Annotated in this window: 19 protein-coding genes and 1 other RNA gene; 8 read left to right on the forward strand and 12 right to left on the reverse strand. The window is 54.6% G+C overall.

From position 1 onward, the window contains the following. Positions 1 to 48 precede the first annotated feature (48 nt). Genes AAIR21_RS04815 through AAIR21_RS04840 form a run of 6 tightly spaced genes read right to left on the reverse strand, consistent with a single transcriptional unit; the run spans position 49 to position 6,070 of the window. A complete protein-coding gene (locus AAIR21_RS04815) occupies positions 49 to 717 on the reverse strand; it encodes a LuxR C-terminal-related transcriptional regulator (RefSeq protein WP_148575823.1) in 669 nt (222 codons plus the stop codon). Positions 718 to 764: 47 nt separating this feature from the next. Beyond that, complete coding sequence (locus AAIR21_RS04820) at positions 765 to 1,280, reverse strand: fimbrial protein (RefSeq protein ID WP_080471947.1); 516 nt, start codon at positions 1,278 to 1,280, stop codon at positions 765 to 767. 8 nt (positions 1,281 to 1,288) lie between these two features. Then, positions 1,289 to 2,236, reverse strand: coding sequence for a fimbrial protein (locus tag AAIR21_RS04825; RefSeq protein WP_106503971.1), 948 nt, complete (start codon positions 2,234 to 2,236; stop codon positions 1,289 to 1,291). A 2-nt stretch (positions 2,237 to 2,238) separates the two neighbouring features. Further along, the gene (locus AAIR21_RS04830; protein WP_106503970.1) at positions 2,239 to 4,764 is read right to left on the reverse strand and encodes a fimbria/pilus outer membrane usher protein; all 2,526 of its coding nucleotides are present in this window, start codon (positions 4,762 to 4,764) and stop codon (positions 2,239 to 2,241) included. A 44-nt stretch (positions 4,765 to 4,808) separates the two neighbouring features. Then, positions 4,809 to 5,486 (reverse strand): fimbrial biogenesis chaperone, encoded by a 678-nt coding sequence (locus AAIR21_RS04835; protein ID WP_151712228.1) that lies wholly within the window; start codon positions 5,484 to 5,486, stop codon positions 4,809 to 4,811. Between the two features lie 53 nt (positions 5,487 to 5,539). After that, entirely contained in the window at positions 5,540 to 6,070 is a 531-nt protein-coding gene (locus AAIR21_RS04840) for a fimbrial protein (protein ID WP_020884377.1), read from the reverse strand. A 451-nt stretch (positions 6,071 to 6,521) separates the two neighbouring features. Here AAIR21_RS04840 and AAIR21_RS04845 point away from each other — a divergent pair, with 451 nt between their 5' ends. Further along, positions 6,522 to 7,181 (forward strand): winged helix-turn-helix transcriptional regulator, encoded by a 660-nt coding sequence (locus AAIR21_RS04845; protein ID WP_025204381.1) that lies wholly within the window; start codon positions 6,522 to 6,524, stop codon positions 7,179 to 7,181. Between the two features lie 67 nt (positions 7,182 to 7,248). Further along, the gene (locus AAIR21_RS04850) at positions 7,249 to 7,878 is read left to right on the forward strand and encodes a winged helix-turn-helix transcriptional regulator (protein ID WP_151712227.1); all 630 of its coding nucleotides are present in this window, start codon (positions 7,249 to 7,251) and stop codon (positions 7,876 to 7,878) included. Between the two features lie 51 nt (positions 7,879 to 7,929). Here AAIR21_RS04850 and AAIR21_RS04855 read toward each other — a convergent pair whose 3' ends face one another. The 3 genes from AAIR21_RS04855 to ydiJ all read right to left on the reverse strand — a co-directional run bounded on the left by AAIR21_RS04855 (position 7,930) and on the right by ydiJ (position 11,673). After that, positions 7,930 to 8,124: a YdiH family protein gene (locus tag AAIR21_RS04855; protein ID WP_003857766.1), complete on the reverse strand. Its 195-nt coding sequence runs from the start codon at positions 8,122 to 8,124 to the stop codon at positions 7,930 to 7,932. A gap of 85 nt (positions 8,125 to 8,209) precedes the next feature. Continuing rightward, positions 8,210 to 8,620: a 1,4-dihydroxy-2-naphthoyl-CoA hydrolase gene (gene menI, locus AAIR21_RS04860; RefSeq protein ID WP_020884381.1), complete on the reverse strand. Its 411-nt coding sequence runs from the start codon at positions 8,618 to 8,620 to the stop codon at positions 8,210 to 8,212. Then, entirely contained in the window at positions 8,617 to 11,673 is a 3,057-nt protein-coding gene (gene ydiJ, locus AAIR21_RS04865) for a D-2-hydroxyglutarate dehydrogenase YdiJ (protein WP_079231132.1), read from the reverse strand. The genes menI and ydiJ overlap by 4 nt, the downstream gene beginning before the upstream one ends. A 197-nt stretch (positions 11,674 to 11,870) precedes the next feature. Here ydiJ and ydiK point away from each other — a divergent pair, with 197 nt between their 5' ends. Together ydiK and rprA are read left to right on the forward strand one after the other, a co-directional pair. Beyond that, positions 11,871 to 12,986, forward strand: coding sequence for an AI-2E family transporter YdiK (gene ydiK / locus AAIR21_RS04870; protein WP_020884383.1), 1,116 nt, complete (start codon positions 11,871 to 11,873; stop codon positions 12,984 to 12,986). A 208-nt stretch (positions 12,987 to 13,194) separates the two neighbouring features. Continuing rightward, positions 13,195 to 13,302: antisense sRNA RprA (gene rprA, locus AAIR21_RS04875), an RNA gene on the forward strand. 5 nt (positions 13,303 to 13,307) lie between these two features. Here the strand turns inward: rprA and AAIR21_RS04880 are convergent. The 3 genes from AAIR21_RS04880 to ppsA form a co-directional block, all read right to left on the reverse strand. Continuing rightward, complete coding sequence (locus AAIR21_RS04880; protein WP_151712226.1) at positions 13,308 to 15,683, reverse strand: glycoside hydrolase family 3 N-terminal domain-containing protein; 2,376 nt, start codon at positions 15,681 to 15,683, stop codon at positions 13,308 to 13,310. A gap of 3 nt (positions 15,684 to 15,686) precedes the next feature. Next, complete coding sequence (locus tag AAIR21_RS04885) at positions 15,687 to 17,087, reverse strand: MFS transporter (protein ID WP_020884385.1); 1,401 nt, start codon at positions 17,085 to 17,087, stop codon at positions 15,687 to 15,689. A gap of 232 nt (positions 17,088 to 17,319) precedes the next feature. Further along, complete coding sequence (gene ppsA / locus AAIR21_RS04890) at positions 17,320 to 19,698, reverse strand: phosphoenolpyruvate synthase (protein WP_020884386.1); 2,379 nt, start codon at positions 19,696 to 19,698, stop codon at positions 17,320 to 17,322. A gap of 335 nt (positions 19,699 to 20,033) precedes the next feature. On the opposite strand from ppsA, the gene ppsR reads away from it, so the two are divergent. From ppsR to AAIR21_RS04910, 4 genes are all read left to right on the forward strand, one after another. Further along, the gene (gene ppsR / locus AAIR21_RS04895) at positions 20,034 to 20,867 is read left to right on the forward strand and encodes a posphoenolpyruvate synthetase regulatory kinase/phosphorylase PpsR (protein WP_020884387.1); all 834 of its coding nucleotides are present in this window, start codon (positions 20,034 to 20,036) and stop codon (positions 20,865 to 20,867) included. Between the two features lie 152 nt (positions 20,868 to 21,019). Beyond that, a complete protein-coding gene (gene aroH, locus AAIR21_RS04900) occupies positions 21,020 to 22,066 on the forward strand; it encodes a 3-deoxy-7-phosphoheptulonate synthase AroH (RefSeq protein WP_014169714.1) in 1,047 nt (348 codons plus the stop codon). A 166-nt stretch (positions 22,067 to 22,232) separates the two neighbouring features. Next, a complete protein-coding gene (gene hemP, locus AAIR21_RS04905) occupies positions 22,233 to 22,421 on the forward strand; it encodes a hemin uptake protein HemP (RefSeq protein ID WP_020884389.1) in 189 nt (62 codons plus the stop codon). A gap of 76 nt (positions 22,422 to 22,497) precedes the next feature. Further along, positions 22,498 to 24,483 (forward strand): TonB-dependent hemoglobin/transferrin/lactoferrin family receptor, encoded by a 1,986-nt coding sequence (locus tag AAIR21_RS04910; protein ID WP_183516428.1) that lies wholly within the window; start codon positions 22,498 to 22,500, stop codon positions 24,481 to 24,483. The last annotated feature ends 26 nt before the right edge of the window (positions 24,484 to 24,509 follow it).

Consider the following 24,509-nt stretch of genomic DNA (forward strand, 5'->3'; position numbering starts at 1 on the left):
ATCATATGTAACATCGCTAAATATCAGTAGTCATAGATTTTTTGTTCTTTATATAAACGCCTCAAAACAAGGGCGGTCCTGGAAACCCTGTCTCACAGAATCACGAAAAATATTGGGGGTGCCGTTTTTCTTCACCATCCTGTTGAGCAGCGCGATAAGCTCATAATCACTTCGCAGGTTAAATTTTTGCATGATCATGTACTTGTGCGCAAAAACGGTCTTATAGCCGATCTGTAACACGTCTGCCGTCTGCATAACGGATAAGCCTTTATACAGGTTCATGACGATGCGTATTTGCTGCGGTGATAATATCTTATGCTCGCAATCGAAACAGGACGTTTTCTGCAGCACATGCCCCTTCAACTGCGCTTTACGCCACGCGCACCATACCGTCTCACCAATCATGTCAAGAGAGGCCCTGCGGGAGATGAAAATAATATCCTGATAACAGGATTGCGACGCCGTAGAGCGTTGCTCATCATCAACCCAGCCGATCACAATGCCTTTTTGCCGTGACTGTAATTCCGGAAAACAGGTCAGGGTTTCTCCCTGGCATAAAGAGAGGACAATAATATCCGCCGTGCTGACGTTATGCGGCGTCATTTCATAATCAAAATGAATACAGTCATTAAAATTACGCCAAAAGAAATCCATAAAAAAATACTGCAGACCAGACTGAAATAACGAATCCGTCTCGCTAATTAAAATATTCAACATAGACCACACCGACGGGAAGCAAAAATGCGCGTGAAATCCCGCGCGACTTAATTGTATTGCAGCGTAATGACCACCACTGCGCTGAGGGTGCCGGGCGTCGCCCTGCCTCCGGTGGATATAACCGCAGCCTGCATCGCCATCTTCGCCGTCCGGTCTGAGGCGATATATTCCGTCATGCTGGAGCCGTTCCCTTTCAGTATGCCACTTCCGGCCTCGCGCATTGCTATCGCCACGTGGGTGGCCGTACCGCGGTTAATGTAATAGTCGGCGCCGGCAACAGGGTCGGGTGTACCCGTAAAGGTAGCGGTGACGCTACGCGTCCCCACCGGACATTGGGTAAATAACAGATCAAACGTAACCGGGTCTGAGGATGATCCTGGCGTCACCATATTACTTGCCTGGATATTGCCCAGATTAATATCGAGATTCGTATTGCCGTTATTAAACAGGCAGGGTGAGGCCACGATATTTCCGGTGACCCCGATATTTACGCTGTCTGCACATAGCGCTTTGCCGCACAGTAAACCCGACACAAGCAACGCCGCGGGAATTATTTTCATCATCTCACCGGTTATTGATAGGTTATCGTGAGCGTGGCTGACGCATTTGCCGAGCCTGATTCCACGGTGGTTAACGTCTGGTAATAGCGCGCGGTTAACGGGAGCGTCTCCTGTCCTCCCGCAGACTGTTTTAATAACAGGCGACCGTTCATTACCAAAGGAGAGCCGTTATAAAGTAGCTGAACCCCTACCCCTTTTGCCGTACCGGCATTCCCCTGACCGGTTAATGCCATGACGCTGGTATTGGCGCTGTCCGGATTTTGCATACCGCTGAGTGACACACTGATATTGGTGCCGGCACTGCAGGTTAACCCCAGATTTTGCGTATTTTGGGCGCCGGATGGCGTGGTTCCAATAACGGAGCCAAACGATGAGGCCGGAATATCGCCTATCGGGAACGTCAACTGCGCCGTCGTTATCGTGCATGCCAGCGCATTAATTGTGCCGTCAGTTAACTGGACCGTCAGACCGTCACGATAAACACCGTCACTTCCCTGAAGCGCCACGGTTCCGATAACGCCCGGCGTTAAAGCGCCCGACGTTACCGGGCCGGTCACCACCAGCTCAACTTTTCCACCAAACCAATCTACATACGACGTCACCGCGTTATACGAAAACGTGTAAACCGGGTTTTCGAAATAATTCCCCGAGGAAAAGCGAATACCAATACCGCTGACATTGGTGGCATAAACATGGTTACCGTAGCTGCTCAGGTTCCCATTGTTATATCGCATACTGAATCCCAGCATCAGCGGGTTAGAGCATCCCGTTAAATAGGTTCCCGTTGATGAGGCGGCGCGAGAAAAAATAATGGTGCCCACGGGGGCATCACGCTGCACGTTAATCGTGCCCACAGATATCGTCGATATTTGCGGCGTGATGGTTGTACAGGTGCCGGCACGGGCGCTATTCCACCCGCTCAGTAAACAGAGCAGGATCAGAGATAAAGCAAATTTCATTTTTAACCTTCCTGGCGGCAAAGCGCGTTAACGTCGGTTATTCCGCCGTAGGTGGGTTGTGCAGGCAGGCTAAACTGCGCGCGGCACTGCTGACCGGGTTGATTTCCCCAGGTTGCCACGATTTCTCCCTGCCCGGGCAGTCCCGTTAAATAGACCTGACCACGGTCGCCCACAATAAAGCTGCTGTTGCTGTCGCCTTTGAGCGTGACGACCGCACCAAACGGAACGGCATACTGCCCGTCGGACAGGGTCATTAACACCCGGCGCCCGATTTTAGACACATAATCGGCTTCCACTATCGCCCCGCGGGTCGGTGTTACGGTGCGCGTATTAATCTCAAGCTCCACGTCATCCGGCATAGTTTCCGGCTCAAGAGTGATGTCGTTTTTTCGGTATACCGACAGATTGTTAACCACCGTATACCCGCGGTAATCCGTACGAACCCCGGGTTGATTGCGAATATCGACACCGTGTGCACCCGGCGCTTTCACCAGGATATTGGTTTCACCGAGCGGCTGCGAAAGCGTGATGCCGTCACGGTGAGCAATGACGCCCCCCTGCAACCCGTAATTCAGGCGCTCGCTGTGTTTGTCGTAGCTGTAGCCCGCGACAATTTCGCCATAGGTGCCTTTATAGTCGCCGTTCAGGTTGCCGGTATTTCCCGTGCCCTGTGTGCCATAACCTTGCTGCACGTTCCAGTTCAGGGCACTGTTTTCCAGAGACACGCCGTTCAGCCCGACCACGTGCGTCGTGCCGTTGTGCTTACTGGCGTTCATGCCATAGTTAGCCCAGGTACGCGGCAAGAATTTGTCCAACGGTACGCTGACGTTAAAGGCCAGCAACCGATCGTGGTCCGCGTTTTGTGCGCTCCCGCGTCCATTCTTGCTGTAGGTCCAGGTCAAACCGTAACTGACGTTGTTCCAGTCATTGTTATAGCCCACGCTCCAGGAGGCCATCGCCTGACCAGAATTCCAGTAATCTTCGCGTGCGGCGCTGAGCGTCAGTGAACCCAGCGCGCCGCCCAGCGTCTGGCTCATGGTCAGTTCAGCACGGTTACGCCGCCGGTCCTGCAGGGCGCTGCTGTCGCCGTAGGAATCCAGCACGTCCTGCATCCCGTAATAGCCACGGGTTGAATATCGGTATCCCGCAATTGAAAAGTTTGTCCCGGTCTTCGCCATATTTTTGCTGTAACGCGCGCGCAAGGACTGACCGGATGTTTTGTCGGTGTTATTCGGCGTTGACCAGGCCTGGGTCACGTCGGCAGAGATCGCGCCGATATCCCCCATGTTTTTACCGATGCCAAACGCCACTGAACGGTATTTATCAGCCCCCTGCATCCCACCGTAAAGGGTGATGCCGTGCTGAATCCCATAAATACCGGTGATTTGACCAAAAGACGTTTTCTCCACGCGGCTGTTGTAGGCGCGATACTGCCCGGCCGTCACCGCATACTTCAGTCGTCCTTCCCGCTGCAGGACCGGCAGCGAGGCATAAGGCAGCGTGAAATGCTGCTCACTCCCGTCAGCCTCTTTGATGGTCACATCCAGATCGCCTGCGCCGCCGGTGGGATACATGTCCGAGATTTCAAACGCGCCTGGCGCCACGTAGCTCTGATAAATTTGATAACCATTCTGGCGGACCACCACCTGCGCATTGGTTCGCGCGATGCCGCGGACCACGGGCGCATAACCTTTAAGAGAGTCCGGCAGCATGTCATCATCCGAGGCCAGTTGACCGCCGCGAAATGGCATACTGTCGAAAACATCCGCCGGTGCGGTACTGTCCCCGATAATCAGCTGTGCTTTCAGCGGAATAACGGCGCGCTGCGCATAGGTATACACGTTGTCCCACCGATCCTCACCGGTGGAATCCCGTGACCAGGTAGTGTAATTACGTAAGCGCCACGGCCCGATATTGACCCCGGGGCGCAGGTTGGCGTACTGGCTATCATTCTGGCTGCCGCGAGTGTTCTTCGCCCACGCGTTTGCGCCGCTCAGACTGTAATTAAGCATGGCGGCATTAATCCCCTCATCCCACATCTCTGGCGGAACCGCGTCCCTGGCTGGCAGGTCGATGGCGGCCTGAGGAATGCTGATCACCAGCCGCTGTGCGCCAAACTGAAAATCGCTACTGGCCTGCGGGATCGCCTGAAGGTTTGCGCATTCACCGTTGTTCGCCGCCAGCTGCGGGAAAAGCGTGGTTCTTACGCCCCACTGTTTTAACTGGTCAAGACTCAGGCACGGCCGGAGGACGTCATTGCCCTTTTCGTCTTTTACTGCAGTAAAGGTGATATCGCGGGTCGCCATTAGCTGGTCATCAAGAACAATATCGACGTGATAGGTGCCGGGTGCCTGCGATCCGGATTCAAATGCCGATAAATCCGTTCTCCCTCTTCCTGGATTATCAAGTTCAACCAGTTCGGCATTAAATGTCTCACCGGCAAAAAGCGCCTGCGATGAACCTGCAAGTATTAATCCGATCACTGTCGCCAGGGGTGCAGGTCGAGCCCGAAAATAGTGTATTGCCATCGCTTTTAACTCATTTATGACAGGCAATGCCCGCGTTTCACAGGTTATAAGGTTGCCTGATGCGCGCCCCCAGGGCTGCCGAAGTCATTAATCACTTTAAACGTCAGTACGCTGCCGCTGGCCCCTTGCGGTAACGTGAAACGGACTGAGCCACCGGGTAAGACATACGACACGTCATCGATTTTTTTACCCCCAAGGGTGATTTCATTAAAATTGATGACATACGCGGTCGGGTTATTAACCTGAAGTTCATTCCCGGTTCTGCGCCAGCGTAATTGACTGGCCTGTTCGTCAGGCGTGGACGCGTGCAGCTCAGCGGGCCGATAAATCAGTTTGATGCGCGTTTTAACCGCAATTTGTAATGCGTTCATCTGCGTTGAGGCAGACGGAATCGCTTTAATATTCAGCCAAAATAAACTTTCCCGATCCTGAGGCAGTGCCCCCGTCATCACGATGCGCTCAACGTTTTTTTGCCCGCCATCCAGACGATACAAAGGCGGCGTAATAATAAAAGGCACCTTGCCTGACGCCCCTTCCTGCACGTCGATCCATGACTGAATTAAATACGGCGTACCATCAGGGTTATTCACACTGAGTGACGTTTCCTTTTTAGCGCCATCAAAAATAATGCGCGTACCACCAATAATGACGCCGGCATGAGCCGTTGACAGCATCAGAGATAACAACGCTGTTGTCAGTAAAGGGGTTCTGAAAAAATACATTCTGTTCCTCATAAAATTGGGGGCCGGGGCGGCCCCGACGTTCAGGCAAAGAGCTAGTTATAAACCACCGAGAAGTTGGCGACAGAATTCGCCGGGCCCGCCGTGACGCTGGCCGTGGTCGAAATATACTGGGCATAGAAATTGAGCGTATTGTCTGCGGAGCTGCTGAGCATGTAGGTGTAACCATTGCTGCCATGCAAAGGCAGGTCGGCTTTATCCGCGGTCATCAGGTTGATCGCCACGCCCGTTGCGGCCCCCGCCACGGAGGTGTCAATCGCCAGAAGATTGCTATTAGACGCATCCGGAGTACCGTCAAAGCGCACTTTGGCATTCGTGACCGAGACCGGACAGTTTTTCAAAATAATATCGAATTTCGTTGCCGCGGTTCTCGCCCCCGTCGCGGTAAACTCTGTTTTATAATAATCCCCAAGTACAACCACCTGGTTCTGCGATGCCACATCAACATCACAGGCAGAATCCAGAATATTTCCGTTAAAATTAACGGTACCTGCAGCGGCAAACGCATTGGCCATTGTCAGTACGGAACCTGCTGCGATCGTTGCCAGAAGAAGTGTTTTTTTCATCATGCTATATCCTGTATCACTTTATTTATTATTAACATTCAGACAAAAAGACGCGTCGGTTTTTTTCACCCGCTTAATGTTTTGTCTTTTACAGACAGCAGCAAAAAAATGAAATAACTTTATTTCATTAAACGTCTGAAGACGCATATGACTTGCTGTCGATGAAATAAAATTTATACAACTCCGTTGACGTCGACAATCATTTTCGGAGTCTTTCCGTAGACCCGTAATTAACAAAAATAAAACATTGTAAATAAGGAATGCCTTATGCATATAACAGGCAGTCTATTAATAGACCGGGGTGTTAAGATCATTAAATTCAAAATGTTAGTCAGGATAATATTGAAAGTCTACTTTTAGACCTGTGCTGCATATTCCCGTAGTCGCTGTTTTTTAAGATAATTCTCTACGCCGGTCACCCATGATCGCAATGAAAGCAGTGGAGCACCTTATGAACACGCGAATGACAGCGGTCCTCACCGATGTAAAATCTACCGTACTGGATTTAAAGCCGTATGCCCATATTGATAAGTTAATCAGTACTGTGCTGCCTTTTACGGAAAGGCATATTCTCGCGAAAGGCGAAATTATTCAGTATCACAATAATGATGTTCGCCTCTGTTTTTTGCTGTTACACGGCAGCGTTGCGCTGCATCGTCGTGGCGATGGTATTGTTTTAAACTCAGAGTCCTCACCTTTTATTCTGGGTGTCAGCAGCCAGTTCTCCTCTGAACATCTGTACGTCAGAGCGCTTGAAACCTCAGAAATAGCGCATGTCTCTCTGGATAATTTTAATAAGATCGTGGCGGAAAAAAACTTATGGGAACATTTTTCAAAGCTACTCATCTATACCGCCTCCCGGGTATACGAGCACTGCGCGCAAATATCGCAGATGTCAGCCTATGACATTATCCGGTTCCAGCTGGTCGAACTGATGCAGGAGCCAGATGCCGTACGGAAAAACATCACGGCGGCAGCGTATATCAAGAGTCGAACCTACCTTTCACGCAGTGGGATTATGCGTATTCTCGCGGAACTGCGTACCGGAAAGTACATCACGATGGAGCGTGGCGTGCTGCTGGAAATCCGTCATTTACCACGTAAATACTGATTGGCCTCGTGTTTACGATAAGGAGTAACGCTATAATCAGGGGGGTTATCGCTACGGGTTATAGGTTATGTCCTCTACTGAAAAAATGCATCGTGGTTCTCCTTACGCGCGAGAACTGATTTCATTCCTGCAACCCTACTGTACCACGCGCAATGTTGCTCCCGGCGAACAGCTGGATCTCCAGGTGAATGGCCAGAGCATGTGCTATTTGATCCTCGAAGGCACCGTTGCTATCTACCGCAGAAGCGACAACATGATGCTCACCACCGCACGTAGCCCGGCGCTTTTTGGCCTCGCCAATCTGACAGACATCTACTTCAATGATTATCTTAAAACCGTGACCCCCTGCCTGACGGGTATGCTTACCACCGCTCAGGTGGAAGCCGTTATCAAAGAGAATGGGTTATGGGGGTTGTTGTCTAAGCACCTGATGTTTGTTTATAACCGCCTATACAATAATGTGATGCCTCAGGGCGCGCCCACGGCCTATGAGATGATTCGCCAGCAATTGATAAAGCTGATGGATGAAGATGAGAGTTATCGCAACGCCATCACCGCAGAGCGGTATATTCGCGAAAAAACCCAGCTGTCGCGCAGTGGGGTAATGCGTATTCTGGCGGATTTAAAAACAGGCGGGTTCATTGAGATAGAAGATGGCAGGCTCGTTAAAATCAATAAACTTCCTGCCCGGTACTGAACGTCAGATACAAAAAAGACCGCTGACGCGGCCTTTTTTTTACTGTCACGATCAATGGACGTGAACGCCCAACCGCCAGGCAAAGTAGATCTCTTCTTTAAGCTCATTTGAAGAGAGCGCCAGCAAATCTGTGAACTCCAGTTCAAGCTGTTTCAGCTTTTTCAGGTACTGCGCCGGAGACAGGTTGCTTTTATCACGACGTAAATATTCAATTGCCAGCTGTGTTGGGGTTATTTCAGTATCCATGATGTCCTCGCTTATGTACAAAACCTGACCAGTATATCACAAGAGGCTGGCTAGTTTTTGACCAAAGGCAAAACATCTGAAAACTTTACACGACCGCCGTCGTCAGTCGCGACGAGCAGCAGAGCCGATCCTGCTCGTCAAGAATGTCAATCTGCCACACCTGATGGCGGCTACCGGCGTGTAGTGCGCGACAAACGCCGCGCACCCGTCCACTTCGCACCGAGCGAATATGGTTCGCGTTCACCTCCAGCCCGACGACCTTTTGCTCCCCTTCGGTGCAAAGATAACCCGCCACGGACCCCAGGGTTTCGGCCAGCACGACGGATGCGCCGCCGTGCAATAAACCAAACGGCTGATGCGTGCGATGATCGACAGGCATCGTGGCCTCCAGTTCATCCTCGCCAATACGCGTGAACTGAATGTCCAGCAGCCCTACCATATTCCCCTCGCCCATGGCATTCAGCGCCTGCAGCGTCACGGCTCGTTTCCAGATCATCCAATTATCTCCAGTAAAGCCTGTAATGGGTGACGCACTCCGTTCCCTTCAACCCGTTTCACCTGGCTTCGGCAGGAGTAGCCCGTGGCCAGACAGCGGTTCCTCGGCAAACGCTGCATCGCCTGATGCCACGACAACTCATAGATACCGAGCGAGTTCGCGTGGTTTTTCACTTCGTGCCCGTAGGTACCTGCCATGCCACAGCAGCCCACGTTGACGCTCTCAAGCTTCGCCCCGAAGCGGGCAAAGATAGACGCCCACTGCGCCGGGGCGCCCGGCAGTGCCGTCACTTCCGTGCAGTGACCGAACAGATACCACGATTCACCGCTCACATCCTTCACGGTCGCCTGTTGCAGCGCCGCCGGCAGCCACTCGTGCACCAGCATGACGTGGAAATCACCGCGTTGCTCCCCCAGCGTCTGCTTATACTCATCGCGGTAGCAGAGCACCAGCGCCGGATCGACACCAACCATAGGCATCCCTAGCTGCGCCACCCGGTTGAGGAAGTCAGCGGTTTTCCGCGCCGTTTTCGCAAAACGGGTAAGGAAACCTTTAATGTGCTGCGCTTTGCCGTTTGGTGAGAACGGCAGTACCACCGGCTGATAGCCCAGTTTTTCTACCAAACGGATAAAATCGGCCACCACCTGGGCATCGTAGTAGCTGGTAAACGGATCCTGCACCACCAGCACCACATTGGCTTTCTGCTCAGGGGTCAGCGCCTCAAGCTGCTCCAGCGTCATGTTCGCCGAGCGGTGCCCCACGAGCTGACGCTGTAGCGAAGGGACTGACAGCAGCGGCAGGTCCACCATCCCGATATGTTTTTCGGAAAGCTTTCGCACCAGCGGCTGATTGATGAAGAAGTTAAAGGTCTTCGGCGCACGCGCCATCAGCGGGGCATAGCTCTCCACCGTCGCCACCAGATGGTCACGCATTGGACGCAGATAGCGGGTATGGTAAAGCTGCAGGAAGCGTGAGCGAAACTCCGGCACATCAATCTTGATCGGACACTGGGTTGAGCAGGCTTTACAGGCCAGGCAGCCGGACATGGCTTCCTTCACCTCGTGGGAGAAATCATACTCGCCTTTGTTCGCATGCCAGCTGTTGCGGGTACGTTCAATCAGCGAGCGCAGACTGGCGCGTTTTTCCGGTAATTCCTGTTCCAGCTTCAGCGGATCAACCCCGCGGTCGGCCAGCAGACGCAGCCATTCGCGGACCAGCGTTGCGCGGCCTTTGGGCGAGTGAATGCGGTTACTGGTAATTTTCATCGACGGGCACATTGGGCTTTTCACGTCGAAGTTGAAACACAGACCGTTACCGTTACACTCCATTGCACCACGCCAGGAGGCGCGCACCGCAATCGGGATTTGTCTGTCATAGGTGCCGCGCTTGACGGCATCCACCTGCAGCATTGGGGCATCGACGCCCTCTGGTGGGCAAATTTTACCCGGGTTGAGACGGTTATCCGGATCGAATGCCGCTTTGACCTTACGCAGCTCAGCGTAGAGCGCTTCACCGAAGAACGCCGGGCTGTACTCCGCGCGGAACCCTTTCCCGTGTTCTCCCCAGAGCAGACCGCCATATTTCGCGGTCAACGCCACCACATCGTCGGAGATCTGTTTCATCAGGATCTCCTGCTGCGGATCGCACATGTCCAGCGCCGGACGCACGTGCAGCACCCCGGCATCCACGTGGCCGAACATGCCATAGCTCAGACCGTGGCTGTCCAGCAGGGCGCGGAACTCAACGATGTAATCCGCCAGATGCTCAGGCGGGACGCAGGTGTCTTCAGCAAAGGGAATCGGTTTGGCCGCCCCCTTCGCGTTGCCCAGCAGCCCCACTGCTTTTTTACGCATCGCGTAAATACGCTCAATGCCGGAGAGTTCGCTGCAAAGCTGCCAGCCAATCACCCCACCTTCACCTGCTGCAATCAGTTCGTCCAGCCGCTGACAGAGCGTGGTGACCTGGCTTTCAATCAGCGCTTCGTCATCGCCGGCAAATTCAACGATGTTGAGACCCAACATCTCTTTATCAGGTACATCGGTGATAAGCTCACTCACCGAGTGCCAGACGATGTCTTCCCGAGCCAGGTTAAGCACTTTAGAGTCGACGGTTTCCACCGACAGCGCCCGCGCGTCAACCATAAAGGGTGCATTTCGCAGGGCAGAATCGAAGGAGTTGTATTTGACGTTCACCAGCCGACGCACTTTCGGCAGCGGCGTAATATCCAGCCGCGCCTCGGTAATAAATGCCAGCGTCCCTTCGGAGCCGGTCAGCACGCGGGTTAAATCAAACTGCGTCAGGTCATCGTTAAAGACATGACGCAGATCGTAACCGGTTAAGAAGCGGTTCAGTTTAGGGAATTTGTCGAGGATCAGCTGGCGGTTATCGCGACAGCGCTCAAGCACGGTGCGGTAAATCCGCCCGTTGGCCGTGTTGTCTTTACCCAGCGTTTCCGCCAGTTCGACCGGCATCGGCTGGGTATCCAGGATATCGCCGCCCAGCAGCACCGCGCGCACGCCAAGAACGTGATCGGAGGTTTTACCGTAGACCAGCGACCCCTGCCCGGAGGCATCGGTGTTAATCATCCCACCGATTGTCGCACGGTTGCTGGTAGAGAGCTCGGGGGCAAAGAAGTAACCATAAGGCTTGAGGTACTGATTAAGCTGATCTTTGATGACGCCCGCTTCGACACGCACCCATCCTTCTTCGGGATTGATCTCAATGATGCGGTTCATATAGCGCGACATATCAATGATGATGCCCTGGTTCAGCGCCTGACCATTGGTGCCGGTGCCGCCGCCGCGTGGCGTGAACACCAGCGAGGTAAATCGCTCCTGCATTGCCAGTCGCGCAATAAGCGCCACATCGGCCGTTGAACGGGGAAACACGACTGCATCGGGAAGAAGCTGGTAGATACTGTTGTCGGTCGCCATTGTCAGCCTGTCGGCATAATGTGTGGCGGTATCACCTGTAAAACCCTGTTGCTCCAGTGCCTGCAAAAAATTAAGCACCAGCTGAACGACGCCAGGTGCCTGAGAAATCTGTGGGATCATTACTGTCGACCCTAATTAGAGGTGTGAAATCGTTTGCGTGTATCGTAAAAGTTTTATCACATTTTTTTCTTATACGCTCTGCAGAATTACAGGCAGAATTCGCCTGTCAAAAATCGCTGAAATCATTAATGATTAGAGAATCGCGGTTTTCCGTTCCCGCCAGCCACGCTGGTGTTCAATTAAGGAAAGTTTCATTTATGGTCAATCTTCGCCAGCCCAGGGATGTTGCGCAAATTTTGCTGTCGGTGCTGTTCCTGGCCCTCATGATTATTGCGTGTTTGTGGATCGTTCAACCCTTCATTCTCGGCTTCGCCTGGGCTGCAACCGTTGTGGTTGCCACCTGGCCTTTACTGTTACGGTTGCAGAAACTGCTCTTCGGACGTCGTGGGCTGGCGGTCCTGGTGATGACGTTGCTGTTGTTCCTGCTGTTCATTATTCCCGTTGCGCTGCTGGTCAACAGCCTTGTCGACTCCAGCGGCCCGGTGATTCGCGCCGTGACCAGTGGCGATCTGACGCCGCCGGATCTCGCCTGGCTTAACAGCATTCCGGTTGTTGGCGCAAAACTTTACAGCGGCTGGCATGGCCTGCTGGAGATGGGTGGCAGCGCGCTGATGGCGAAAGTGCGCCCGTATATTGGCACCACCACCACCTGGTTTGTGGGTCAGGCGGCGCACATTGGCCGCTTTATGATGCACTGTACGCTGATGCTGGTCTTTAGTGCCCTGCTGTACTGGCGCGGTGAGCAGGTGGCTTTGGGCGTTCGTCATTTTGCCACTCGCCTGGCGGGCAAACGGGGTGATGCCGCGGTTCTGCTGGCGGCGCAGGCCGTGCGCGCGGTTGCGCTTGGCGTCGTGGTAACGGCGCTGGTTCAGGCGGTGCTGGGCGGTATTGGTCTTGCGATTTCTGGCGTGCCGTACGCCACCGTCTTCACCGTGGTCATGCTGATGACCTGCCTTGCGCAACTGGGTCCGTTGCTGGTGCTGGTACCCAGCATTATCTGGCTGTACTGGACCGGCGATACCACGTGGGGCACCGTTCTGCTGGTCTGGAGCTGCGTGGTCGGCACCATGGATAACGTTATTCGTCCCATCCTTATTCGCATGGGCGCAGACCTGCCGCTGATCCTTATTCTCTCAGGCGTAATTGGTGGATTGATTGCCTTTGGGATGATTGGTCTGTTTATTGGCCCGGTGCTTCTGGCCGTGACCTGGCGTCTGTTCTCCGCCTGGGTGCACGAAATCCCGCCTCCGGGAACGGACCCGGACGTGATTTTGAGCGAACTGGAAGAGCTGGAAGATAAGAACAAGCAGTAATGGACAGGCCGGGTAACGCAGTCGCGTACCCGGCCTACATATCCCCCTTCAATACTTAAACGTTGCTAAAGTATTTATTCGTTGCGCACTGGTCAGACCCGCTATTACGGCCCTAAGTCCCCTATTAACCTCAAGAAATCTTTACGTCTCTTTAACTATTGAGACGAATCTGATCGACGCTAAAAGCTGACATGCCTACTATTAGGACACGGTTATAAATCAACACCTTGATTTATAAGCATGGAAATCCCCTGAGTGAAACAACGAATTGCTGTGTGTAGTCTTTGCCCATCTCCCACGATGGGCTTTTTTTTATCCTGATTACGCGCGGCTGACGTCACAGGTGCTGAGCATCCGCCATTCCGTTGACAATACACGGGTTTCCCCAGTCACATTGACCGTCACCACCTCGCGAATATCCGCCGACGATGCACCAATCTGCAGCTCAAATTCACCCGGCTCGACGATCCGTTTGCCGTCACGACGGGTAAAGTTGAACATCTCAACGGGCAACGTAAAGGTGAGCGTGGCGGTTTCACCCGGTGAGAGCGTGACGCGCTGGAACGCCTTCAACTCCTGCAGGGGCCGCACCTGCGTGGCGACGTTATCCCGGACATAGACCTGTACCACCTCGCTGCCGCTGCGCTCACCGGTATTGGTGATATCCAGGCTTACGACCACCTCGCCGTCGATCGGAACGCGGGGTTCAGCCACGCGCGCCGTTCCCCAGCTAAACTGCGTCCAGCCGAGACCGAAGCCAAAGGGATAGCGGGAGCCAAAATGGAAAGCGAACGGTGTGCCGCCACTTTTGAGCTTGTGGTTGTAGTAATAGGGCATTGCTCCCGCGCTTTTCGGCACGCTGACCACCAGACGTCCCTGCGGTTCAGCGCGGCCCGTTAATACATCCGCAATCGCCCAGCCGCCCTCCTGCCCTGGCGCCCAGGCCATCATCAGTGCGGCGACGTTATCTTCCAGCCCCTGAAGGTTGTAAGGCCTCCCGCCGGTCATGACCACGATAACCGGCTTGCCGGTGGCCACCAGCGCAGCCAGCAATTGTTGCTGTACGCCCGGCAGATCCAGAGAGTCGGTATCAGAGCCTTCCCCGACGGTTCCACTCTGGAACAGCCCGGCGAGATCGCCAACGCAGGCCACCACCACGTCACTCTCCTGTGCGACTTTCACAGCTTCAGGGATCAGGTCGGTACGCTGCGAGACCGGAGATTGCTGCATGGGTTTACCGCCGCTGTCACCCGGAAACACCGGCGCACCCGCCATCCGTTTTTCGATAATGTGACAGCCTTTAGCATAACGTACCTGCGAGGCCCCCAGATACTGCTCAAGCGCCGCGCGCGATGTCGTGACCTGCGAGGTCTCTTCCACCATGTCGCTAATAATTAGGTGCACCGGAAAACTGTAACCGCTGAGGAGCGCCAGCGGATCGTCTGCCGTTGGCCCGACGACCGCCACGCGAGGGTTGCCGCCGAGGGGCAAAATGCCGTTATTCTCAAGCAGCGTCAGCGAACGGGTCGCCACTTCCCTTGCAACCTGACGCGTTGCCTCATTTTGCAAATCGATGCCCTGTTCATCGGCATACGGTTTTTCAAACAAGCCAAGACGGAATTTTTCGGTCAGGACGCGTGCCACTATTTCATCGACTTTCGCCATGGAAATCAGTCCGCGCTCAACGGCTTCTGCCAGATGACGCGCGCAGTCATCTTTTGGTAGTTCGACATCCAGCCCGGCATTGAAGGCCAGCGCTGCAGATTCGGCGGCATCGTGCGAGATGCCATGATGCTGGTGCAGCAGGCTCACGCCGCCGTAGTCCGCAACGATGATCCCATCGAACCCCCACTGTTCACGCAGCACGGTTGTCATCAGGAAGTGGTCGCTGTGTCCGGGCTGGTTATCGATATCGTGATAGGCAGGCATCACCGAACCGGCATTGGCCAGCTTCACCGCCATCTCAAACGGCAGCAGGAAGGTGTCGTTCAGTTCGCTAAAGCCAAGATGCACCGGCGCGTGGTTCCGTGCCCCTTCGCTGAAGGAGTGGCCCACATAATGTTTGAGCGTTGCCAGAAGATCGCGCTTATCGCCCTGCAAACCCTTCACGTATGCCGTAGCCATCACCCCCACCAGCCACGGGTCTTCTCCGAAGGTCTCTTCGGTGCGTCCCCAGCGAACGTCGCGAGAGACATCCAGCACCGGGGCCAGCCCCTGCTGGCAGCCAACGGAACGTGCTTCTTTGCCAATCTGTTCTGCCGCACGCTGCACCAGCTGCGGATCCCAGGTCGAACCGTAGTTCAGCGACGACGGGAACAGCGTGGCATCTTTGCACAACAGCCCCACCAGGCACTCTTCATGGAACAGCGCCGGAATACCGAGGCGCGTCTCTTCCATCATCATGCGCTGCAGGCGGTTAGCGGCACGCACGCCTGTTTTCGCATCAACGATATGGGTGCCCAGTGGACGCGTAATCTGTCCCACCCCCAGTTTCAGCCGTTCGCTAAGCGCAGCCTGTTCGCTCACACCCGCGAATTCATCGCTCAGATCGCTGCGTTCGCGGTGGTTACCGTTTTCATCGAGGATCAACCAGTAGGCATGCATCTGGGCGAACTTCTCTTCCGGGGTCATGCGTGCCAGTAGGTCGGCGACGCGTTCATGCACGGGACGTCCCGCGTCCTTATAAATCGCAGTCATGTGTTACTCCTGTATTGCGGAATGGGTGGCCGGGGTGAGTTGTCCTGTCTCGTCTCGCACCTCGCGTTTGCTGGCCAGCTCGCGGGCGATGGAATTGACGAGCTTGCTGTTGAGTTTGTAAATGGTCAGCAGCGCGACCATACAGAGGAACAGCACGCAGGGGATGAGGGTGAAGAGCGCATTAATGGTAGAGAGCACGTGCGGTGCCTGGGTTGCCTGACCGGGTGCATAATCCACCATCCCGAGAACCCAACCGACCACCGCCCCACCCAGCGCCAGACCAAATTTGATGGCAAACAGCGCGGTAGAAAAGACCAGACCATCCAGACGACGACCGCTGCGATGCTCCTCATAATCGACCACATCAGAGAACATGGTCCACTGCAGCGGCGTGGTCAGGTTCTGAATAAAGCTAAAGATAATGTTGAGGCCAAAAATCAGCCAGATCTGCGAAGGCGGCAGGAAGAAAATCAGCGCGCCGAAAATCACGAAGGAAATAATGGTCCACTGATAGGCACGGACGCGGTCAAATTTCCCCAACAGACGTTCAGATAATAATGCCCCCGTTAAGGACGCCACCATCCCGGAAACAATAAAGGCAAATACCAGCTCCGGGCGCAGAAGCACATATTTCACGTAATACATGGTGGCAGAACCACGCGTCACCACTGCGGTTAACAGCAAAATATTAAACAGGAAAACAATTCGCCACTGGCTATTTCCGGCCAGCAGTTTTAAATCGCCGATCATCGAACCCGAGGTGTCATTGCGCGGGGAATAACGCTCGCGGGTCATCAGAAAACAGCAGAAGAAGAGAATAATACCCAGCAGGCCCATCATGCTCATGGCATAGAAATAGCCTTTCTGAACGTTGCCCTGGCCTAACAGCGAGACCAGCGGTAAGGCGATCACCGTCACAATCAACCCGCCGATGAACGACAGGCCGAAGCGCCAGGACTGCAGCGAGTGACGCTCACGCGGATCCAGCGTCAGCGCCCCGGGCATAGCGCAATACGGGACGTTAATCGCGGAATAAATAAGGCTTAAGATGGCGTAAGTGACGCAGGCATAGACGATTTTCGCCGTCGGCCCGACGTCCGGCACATAGAAGGTGATAAGGCAGCTTACGCCAAATGGGATGGCAAACCACAGCAGCCAGGGACGAAAGCGACCGTGCCGCGTCTGGGTGCGGTCGACCAGCGCGCCGATGCAAGGGTCGACAAAAGCATCCACCACGCGCACCACTAAAAACATGGTACCCATGATGGCCGCCGGCAAACCGAAAACATCCGTATAGAAATAGGCGAGAAATAAGGTTGCCGTTTGCCAGACCAGCGCACTGGCCATATCACCTAAGCCATAACCTATTTTATCTTTGGTACGCAATACAGAGGAGATTGTCATTGTTATTTGCCTTTTTATCAGGTTAAAACGTATTTCAACCAGTTGCGCATCAGCGAGGGAAATGCGCGGTAAGGCTCAAGTATTAGCAACGCTTTGCGCGCTAACAATTGTCTAAATTAACAGACAAATTATGATATTTGGTTTTTTACTTTATTTGTGATGGGGAGCAAATAAGGCATGAAATAAAAAAAGGCGAGGAATATATCCTCGCCTTTTTCTGGTGCTGATGGCGTTACTTGTTGAGTTCGGCCAGGCTCAGCCAGGTTTGCACCACGGTGTCCGGGTTCAGGGACAGGCTGTCAATCCCCTCTTCCATCAGCCATGCGGCAAAGTCTTCATGGTCAGACGGACCCTGACCGCAAATCCCGACATATTTACCCTGTTTCTTCGCCGCGCGGATGGACATCGACAGCAGCGCTTTCACCGCCTCGTTACGTTCATCAAACAGTTCAGAGACCACGCCGGAGTCACGGTCAAGACCGAGCGTCAGCTGCGTCATGTCGTTCGAGCCGATAGAGAAGCCGTCGAAGTACTCCAGGAACTGCTCAGCCAGCAGGGCGTTGGACGGAATTTCACACATCATGATAATCTTCAGCCCGTTTTCGCCGCGCTTCAGACCCTGACGTGCCAGCTCCTCCACCACCGCTTTCGCCTGATCCACGGTACGCACGAACGGGATCATGATCTCAACGTTGGTCAGTCCCATGTCGTTGCGCACGCGCTTCACGGCATCACATTCCAGCGCGAAGCAGGCACGGAAGCTGTCGGAAACATAACGTCCGGCGCCACGGAAGCCGAGCATTGGGTTCTCTTCTTCTGGCTCGTAACGCTCACCCCCCACCAGATTCGCGTATTCGTTTGACTTAAAGTCGGACAGACGGACGATCACGCGCTTCGGATAAAACGCCGCGCCCAGCGTGGCGATCCCCTCGGTCAGACGACCGACGTAGAACTCTTTTGGCGAGTCGTAACCTTTCATCATCTCGCGGATTTCGTTCTGCAGCTTCGCGTCCTGGTCGTCAAATTCCAGCAGCGCGCGCGGGTGAACGCCAATCATACGGTTGATGATAAATTCCAGACGCGCCAGGCCAACGCCTTCGTTCGGCAGGCAGGCAAAGTCAAACGCACGATCCGGGTTACCAACGTTCATCATGATCTTCAGCGGCAGATCCGGCATGGTATCGACGCTTGAACTCTTCACGCTGAAGTCGAGAATATCGGCATACACGTAACCGGTATCGCCTTCCGCACAGGAGACGGTCACTTTCTGATCGTCCTTCATGCGTTCGGTCGCATCACCGCAACCGACAACGGCAGGGATCCCCAGCTCACGGGCGATGATTGCCGCGTGGCAGGTACGGCCACCGCGATTGGTGACGATGGCCGCCGCTTTCTTCATGATCGGTTCCCAGTCCGGGTCGGTCATGTCGGTCACCAGCACATCGCCTGGCTGAATGCGGTTCATCTCGCTGATGTCATGGATCACTTTGACAGGACCGGCACCGATGCGATGACCAATCGCGCGGCCTTCCGCCACGATTTTGCCCTGTGCGTGCAGGGTATAACGCTCCATCACCTGACCGCGGGAGCGGACAGTTTCCGGACGCGCCTGCACGATAAACAGCTTGCCGGTGTTGCCATCTTTGGCCCATTCGATATCCATCGGACGGCCGTAGTGTTTTTCGATCTGTACCGCCTGTTTCGCCAGCTCCTGCACTTCTGCATCGGTCAGGGAGAAACGGTCACGCATTTCCTGCGGTACGTCTTCAATCTTAACCTGCTTGCCATGCTCCTGCGTCGGAGCATAGATCATGCGGATTTTTTTCGAGCCCATCGTGCGGCGAACAACCGCCGGACGGTTTGCAGCCAGCGTCGGCTTATGAACGTAGAATTCGTCAGGGTTCACCGCGCCCTGTACTACCATCTCACCCAGACCCCACGCCGAGGTGATGAACACCACCTGGTCGAAGCCGGATTCGGTGTCGATGGAGAACATCACGCCGGAAGAGCCCACGTCGGAGCGCACCATGCGCTGTACGCCAGCAGAAAGCGCCACGCCGCGATGGTCATAGCCCTGGTGCACGCGGTAAGAGATGGCGCGGTCATTGAACAGGGACGCGAAGACGTGCTTCACCGCCACCAGCACGGCGTCATAACCCTGGACGTTAAGGAAGGTTTCCTGCTGTCCGGCGAATGACGCATCGGGCATATCTTCCGCGGTGGCAGAAGAACGCACGGCAAACGACGCCTGGGCATCATCCGCTGAGAGCTGGTTATAGGCTTCGTGAATGGCTTTTTCCAGTTCCGGCTGGAAAGGTGTGTCGATAATCCACTGGCGGATTTGGGCACCGGCTTTCGCAAGCTCGGTCACATCATCAATATCCGTTTTATCCAGCAGGTCATAAATGCGCTGGTTTACACCGCTCTGGTCTAAAAACAGGTTAAAGGCATCGGCGGTTGTGGCAAACCCGTTCGGTACGGAGACACCCATACCCGACAGATTTGTAATCATTTCACCCAGGGAGGCATTTTTGCCCCCAACTCTGTCTACATCATTCATGCCGAGTTGGTTATACCAAAGCACCAGCGGTGACGAGCCATTGTTGGACATCGAAACAATCCTTTTGTGATATTTGATCGGAGTAAGAAACACCTGACTACGTATTTATACTGGCATAATTATTTCCGCTAAAAAAACGGTGAATCGTGTAAGCAATTTAAATTTTCAACTTTTCGGATACTTTCCCACCATCCGCTAACCCGATGATTCCTATATATTCAGCCAAAAACCCTAAAAATAAAGTCGCTAATTGAAAAATGAAATCCACTTTTCAGGAAAATCAAAAACGCCGTTTCATTTATAATTAGGATAAGTTCTTTGCTGTGTAATTTACTTTTTTAATTTATGCTTTCAGACAATTACGTACGATATTCAGGGTGGGTAAAATGGATAATGCTGTCGATCGCCACGTTTTTTATATTTCTGATGGTACGGCGATTACCGCCGAAGTGCTGGGACATGCGGTGATGTCGCAGTTCCCCGTTTCGATTAACAGCATCACGCTGCCGTTTGTGGAAAATGAGAGCCGTGCAAAGGCGGTGAAGGACCAGATTGACGCCATCTTCCAGCAGACGGGGGTCCGCCCGCTGGTCTTCTACTCCATCGTGATCCCTGAAATTCGCGCGATTATTTTGCAAAGTGAAGGGTTTTGTCAGGATATCGTCCAGGCGCTGGTGGCCCCGCTGCAGAGCGAACTGAAACTCGATCCGACGCCTATCGCTCACCGAACGCATGGGCTGAACCCCGGCAACCTGACCAAATACGATGCGCGTATCGCCGCCATTGATTACACCCTGGCGCACGACGACGGTATTTCGCTGCGTAACCTCGACCAGGCGCAGGTGATACTGCTTGGCGTCTCGCGTTGCGGGAAAACCCCGACCAGCCTTTACCTGGCGATGCAGTTCGGTATCCGCGCCGCCAACTACCCCTTTATTGCTGACGACATGGACAATCTGGTGCTGCCAGCCGCCCTTAAGCCGCTCCAGCACAAGCTGTTTGGCCTGACCATCAACCCGGAACGGCTGGCGGCAATACGTGAAGAACGCCGTGAGAACAGCCGCTACGCCTCAATGCGCCAGTGTCGAATGGAGGTTTCCGAGGTGGAAGCGCTGTACCGCAAAAACCAGATCCCGTGGCTAAACAGCACTAACTATTCGGTAGAAGAGATCGCCACCAAAATCCTCGATATCATGGGGCTCAACCGACGCATGTACTAACATGCTAGTACAATAACTCAGAATCGGGTATCATCACCACATCCTCGGCGCGCAGGCGCGCCGAACTTGAATTCAGCAGGGATTGGTTTAAGGTGATGCCCATCACTTCCCGGTAGTCTGCCGATGAAGCAAAAATTTTTCTGAGACATTTCATGAATAAAACCGATGAACTCCGCACTGCGCGCATTGACAGCCTGGTCACACCGGCTGAACTGGCACAGCGGCATCCTGTTTCCGCGGGTGTAGCGGAACATGTCACGGCATCCCGCCGTCGCATTGAAAAAATCCTTAATGGCGAAGACAAACGTCTTCTGGTGGTGATTGGCCCTTGCTCCATCCACGATCTGGATGCCGCAATGGATTACGCAAAACGGCTTCAGGGACTGCGGGACAAGTACCAGCATCGCCTTGAAATTGTCATGCGCACCTACTTTGAAAAACCGCGCACCGTCGTGGGCTGGAAAGGGCTGATTTCCGACCCGGACCTGAACGGCAGTTACCGTGTTAATTATGGTATTGAGCTGGCGCGTAAACTGCTTTTGCAGGTCAATGAGCTGGGCGTACCGACGGCCACCGAGTTTCTCGATATGGTGACCGGACAGTTTATCGCCGATCTCATCAGCTGGGGCGCTATCGGTGCGCGCACCACGGAAAGCCAGATCCACCGTGAGATGGCCTCTGCCCTCTCCTGCCCGGTTGGTTTTAAAAACGGTACCGATGGCAACACGCGAATTGCCGTTGACGCGATCCGCGCATCGCGTGCCAGCCATATGTTCCTGTCGCCGGATAAGCGCGGTCAGATGACCATTTATCAGACCAGCGGCAACCCATACGGGCATATCATCATGCGTGGCGGGAAAAAGCCTAATTACCACGCGCAAGATATTGCTGCGGCGTGTGAAACGCTGGCCGAGTTCGACCTGCCGGAACACCTGGTGGTGGATTTCAGCCACGGCAATTGCCAGAAACAGCATCGCCGCCAGCTGGACGTGTGTGATGAGATCTGCCAGCAGATCGTCAGCGGTTCAACCGCCATCGCGGGCATTATGGCCGAAAGTTTTATCCGGGAAGGCACGCAAAAAATCGTAGCCGGACAGCCAATGGTTTATGGCCAGTCGATCACCGACCCGTGCCTGAGCTGGGAAGACAGCGAACAGCTGCTGGAGAAACTGGCGGCAGCGGTCGATTCACGTTTTTAGTCCTCGCCTTTTACCCTCTCCTGCGGGAGAGGGTCTACGTTCGCGCAAGGCCACATCCTCTTCTGTTTTGATCCCATCACAGTTTTTTCACAAAAACGCTTGCCGTGAATTTTCACTTTGTTGATAATGATTATCATTGTTACATTGATTGTTATTTATAAACATTATGTCACGTACGGATAACAACGCGGCAACGCCCGAAAACACACACACAGCACCTGCCCCAGCGCGCACCGATCGTCGGATCGACAGTAAAAGCCTGCTGGGGGACGAGGGACGCGTGATCATCGAGCATGACGGCCAGCTTTATCTGTTGCGCCAGACCCATGCCGGGAAGCTGATCCTCACCAAATAAATACCACAAAACCTTCGCCAGCCACCCAGGTGATCCCCAGGCAGCCAGCGCTTTCGATTCTTTATGGAGAGTTGCTATGCCACACCTGCATTCCGCATTTTTGCGCCCGTCCTGCGTTGCGCTATCCGTTGTCAGCGTCCTGCCGGGCGTCGCGTTTGCGGCCACAGATGATATGACCGTTATCGCCACCGGCAACGCCCGCAGCGCCTTCGAAGCCCCGATGATGGTCAGCGTGATTGACACCGCAGCCCCGGAAAACCAAACCGCCAGCTCGGCCGCCGACCTGCTGCGCTACGTCCCAGGCCTGATGCTTGACGGCACCGGGCGCACCAACGGTCAGGACGTCAACCTGCGCGGTTACGACCGCCGCGGCGTGCTGGTGCTGGTGGATGGCGTGCGCCAGGGGACCGACACTGGCCACCTGAACAGCACGTTCCTCGACCCGGCTCTGATTAAACGTATCGAAGTGGTTCGCGGCCCGTCAGCCTTACTGTACGGCAGCGGCGCGCTGGGGGGCGTGATCGCGTATGACACCGCCGATGCAAATGACCTGCTGGAACCGGGCAAAAACAGCGGCTACCGCGTGTTTGGTACGGGCGCGACGGGCGATCACAGTCTGGGCATGGGGGCCAGCGCTTACGGGCGTACCGAAACCCTGGACGGACTGGTTGCCTGGTCGAGCCGCGATCGCGGCGATCTGCGCCAGAGCGACGGTGGAACAGCACCGAATGACGAATCCATCAACAACATGCTGGCAAAAGGCCGCTGGGCCATCGACCCGGCCCAGACGCTGAGCGGATCCCTGCGCTATTACAATAACGCGGCGCAGGAGCCAAAAAACCCGCAAACCCCCGCCGCAGACGCCAGCAGCAATCCCATGACCGATCGCTCCACCATTCAGCGAGACGCTCAGCTGGGCTATCACCTGGCTCCCCAGGGCAACGACTGGCTGAATGCCGATGCGAAACTCTACTGGTCTGAAGCGCGCATTAACGCCCAGAACATTGACGGCACCGGCGAGTTTCGCAAGCAGACCACCCAAGGTGGCAAAGTGGAAAACCGCACCCGTCTGTTCAGCGACACGTTTGCCTCACATCTTCTGACCTATGGCGGCGAATACTACCGTCAGGAGCAACATCCGGGGGGCACCACCACCGGCTTCCCGGAGGCTAAAATCGATTTCAGCTCCGGCTGGCTGCAGGACGAGATCACCCTGCGCGACCTGCCGGTCACGCTTCTCGGCGGTACCCGTTACGATAATTACCGCGGGAGCAGCGAAGGATACGACGATGTGAACGCGGACAGATGGTCCTCCCGTGCCGGACTGACCGTCAGCCCGACCGACTGGCTGATGCTGTTCGGCTCTTACGCACAGGCCTTCCGTGCGCCGACCATGGGTGAAATGTATAACGACGCCAAACACTTCTCCATCGGCCGCTTTTACACTAACTACTGGGTACCGAACCCGAACCTGCGTCCGGAAACCAATGAAACGCAGGAGTTTGGCTTCGGACTGCGCTTTGACGACGTCATGCTTGCTAACGATGCGCTGGAATTCAAGGCCAGCTACTTCGACACCAAAGCCAAAGACTACATCTCCACGAGCGTCGATTTTGCGGCTGCGACCACCATGTCCATGAACGTTCCCCACGCCAAAATCTGGGGCTGGGACGTGATGGCGAAATACACGGCCGACCTGTTCAACCTCGACGTCGCCTATAACCGCACCCGGGGAAAAGATACCGATACGGGCGAGTATATCTCCAGCATCAACCCGGATACCGTCACCAGCAAGCTGGATATCCCGGTGGCGCAAAGCGGTTTCTCCGTCGGCTGGATCGGCACCTTCGTCGATCGCTCAACCCATATCAGCAGTAGCTACAGCGAACAGCCGGGCTATGCGGTTAACGATTTCTACGTAAGTTATAAAGGCCAGGAGCAGCTCAAAGGGGTAACCACGACGCTGGTGCTGGGTAACGCGTTCGACAAGGCGTACTGGTCTCCTCAGGGCATTCCTCAGGACGGACGCAACGGTAAGATTTTTGTGAGTTACCAGTGGTAATCCCCACGCCCCGGCCTGCCGGGGCC

The organism is Enterobacter sp. PTB (assembly GCF_051130085.1).
Classification (GTDB): domain Bacteria; phylum Pseudomonadota; class Gammaproteobacteria; order Enterobacterales; family Enterobacteriaceae; genus Enterobacter; species Enterobacter ludwigii.

Excerpts from the sequence above, each read along its gene's own strand:
- aroH (WP_014169714.1), top strand. The coding sequence starts at position 21,020 with ATGAATAAAACCGATGAACTCCGCACTGCGCGCATTGACAGCCTGGTC.
- ydiK (WP_020884383.1), top strand. The coding sequence starts at position 11,871 with ATGGTCAATCTTCGCCAGCCCAGGGATGTTGCGCAAATTTTGCTGTCG.
- AAIR21_RS04880 (WP_151712226.1), bottom strand. The coding sequence starts at position 15,683 with ATGACTGCGATTTATAAGGACGCGGGACGTCCCGTGCATGAACGCGTC.
- AAIR21_RS04815 (WP_148575823.1), bottom strand. The coding sequence starts at position 717 with ATGTTGAATATTTTAATTAGCGAGACGGATTCGTTATTTCAGTCTGGT.
- ydiJ (WP_079231132.1), bottom strand. The coding sequence starts at position 11,673 with ATGATCCCACAGATTTCTCAGGCACCTGGCGTCGTTCAGCTGGTGCTT.
- AAIR21_RS04820 (WP_080471947.1), bottom strand. The coding sequence starts at position 1,280 with ATGATGAAAATAATTCCCGCGGCGTTGCTTGTGTCGGGTTTACTGTGC.
- ppsR (WP_020884387.1), top strand. The coding sequence starts at position 20,034 with ATGGATAATGCTGTCGATCGCCACGTTTTTTATATTTCTGATGGTACG.
- AAIR21_RS04850 (WP_151712227.1), top strand. The coding sequence starts at position 7,249 with ATGTCCTCTACTGAAAAAATGCATCGTGGTTCTCCTTACGCGCGAGAA.
- AAIR21_RS04855 (WP_003857766.1), bottom strand. The coding sequence starts at position 8,124 with ATGGATACTGAAATAACCCCAACACAGCTGGCAATTGAATATTTACGT.
- ppsA (WP_020884386.1), bottom strand. The coding sequence starts at position 19,698 with ATGTCCAACAATGGCTCGTCACCGCTGGTGCTTTGGTATAACCAACTC.
- menI (WP_020884381.1), bottom strand. The coding sequence starts at position 8,620 with ATGATCTGGAAACGAGCCGTGACGCTGCAGGCGCTGAATGCCATGGGC.
- hemP (WP_020884389.1), top strand. The coding sequence starts at position 22,233 with ATGTCACGTACGGATAACAACGCGGCAACGCCCGAAAACACACACACA.
- AAIR21_RS04835 (WP_151712228.1), bottom strand. The coding sequence starts at position 5,486 with ATGTATTTTTTCAGAACCCCTTTACTGACAACAGCGTTGTTATCTCTG.
- AAIR21_RS04885 (WP_020884385.1), bottom strand. The coding sequence starts at position 17,087 with ATGACAATCTCCTCTGTATTGCGTACCAAAGATAAAATAGGTTATGGC.
- AAIR21_RS04910 (WP_183516428.1), top strand. The coding sequence starts at position 22,498 with ATGCCACACCTGCATTCCGCATTTTTGCGCCCGTCCTGCGTTGCGCTA.
- AAIR21_RS04840 (WP_020884377.1), bottom strand. The coding sequence starts at position 6,070 with ATGAAAAAAACACTTCTTCTGGCAACGATCGCAGCAGGTTCCGTACTG.
- AAIR21_RS04830 (WP_106503970.1), bottom strand. The coding sequence starts at position 4,764 with ATGGCAATACACTATTTTCGGGCTCGACCTGCACCCCTGGCGACAGTG.
- AAIR21_RS04845 (WP_025204381.1), top strand. The coding sequence starts at position 6,522 with ATGAACACGCGAATGACAGCGGTCCTCACCGATGTAAAATCTACCGTA.
- AAIR21_RS04825 (WP_106503971.1), bottom strand. The coding sequence starts at position 2,236 with ATGAAATTTGCTTTATCTCTGATCCTGCTCTGTTTACTGAGCGGGTGG.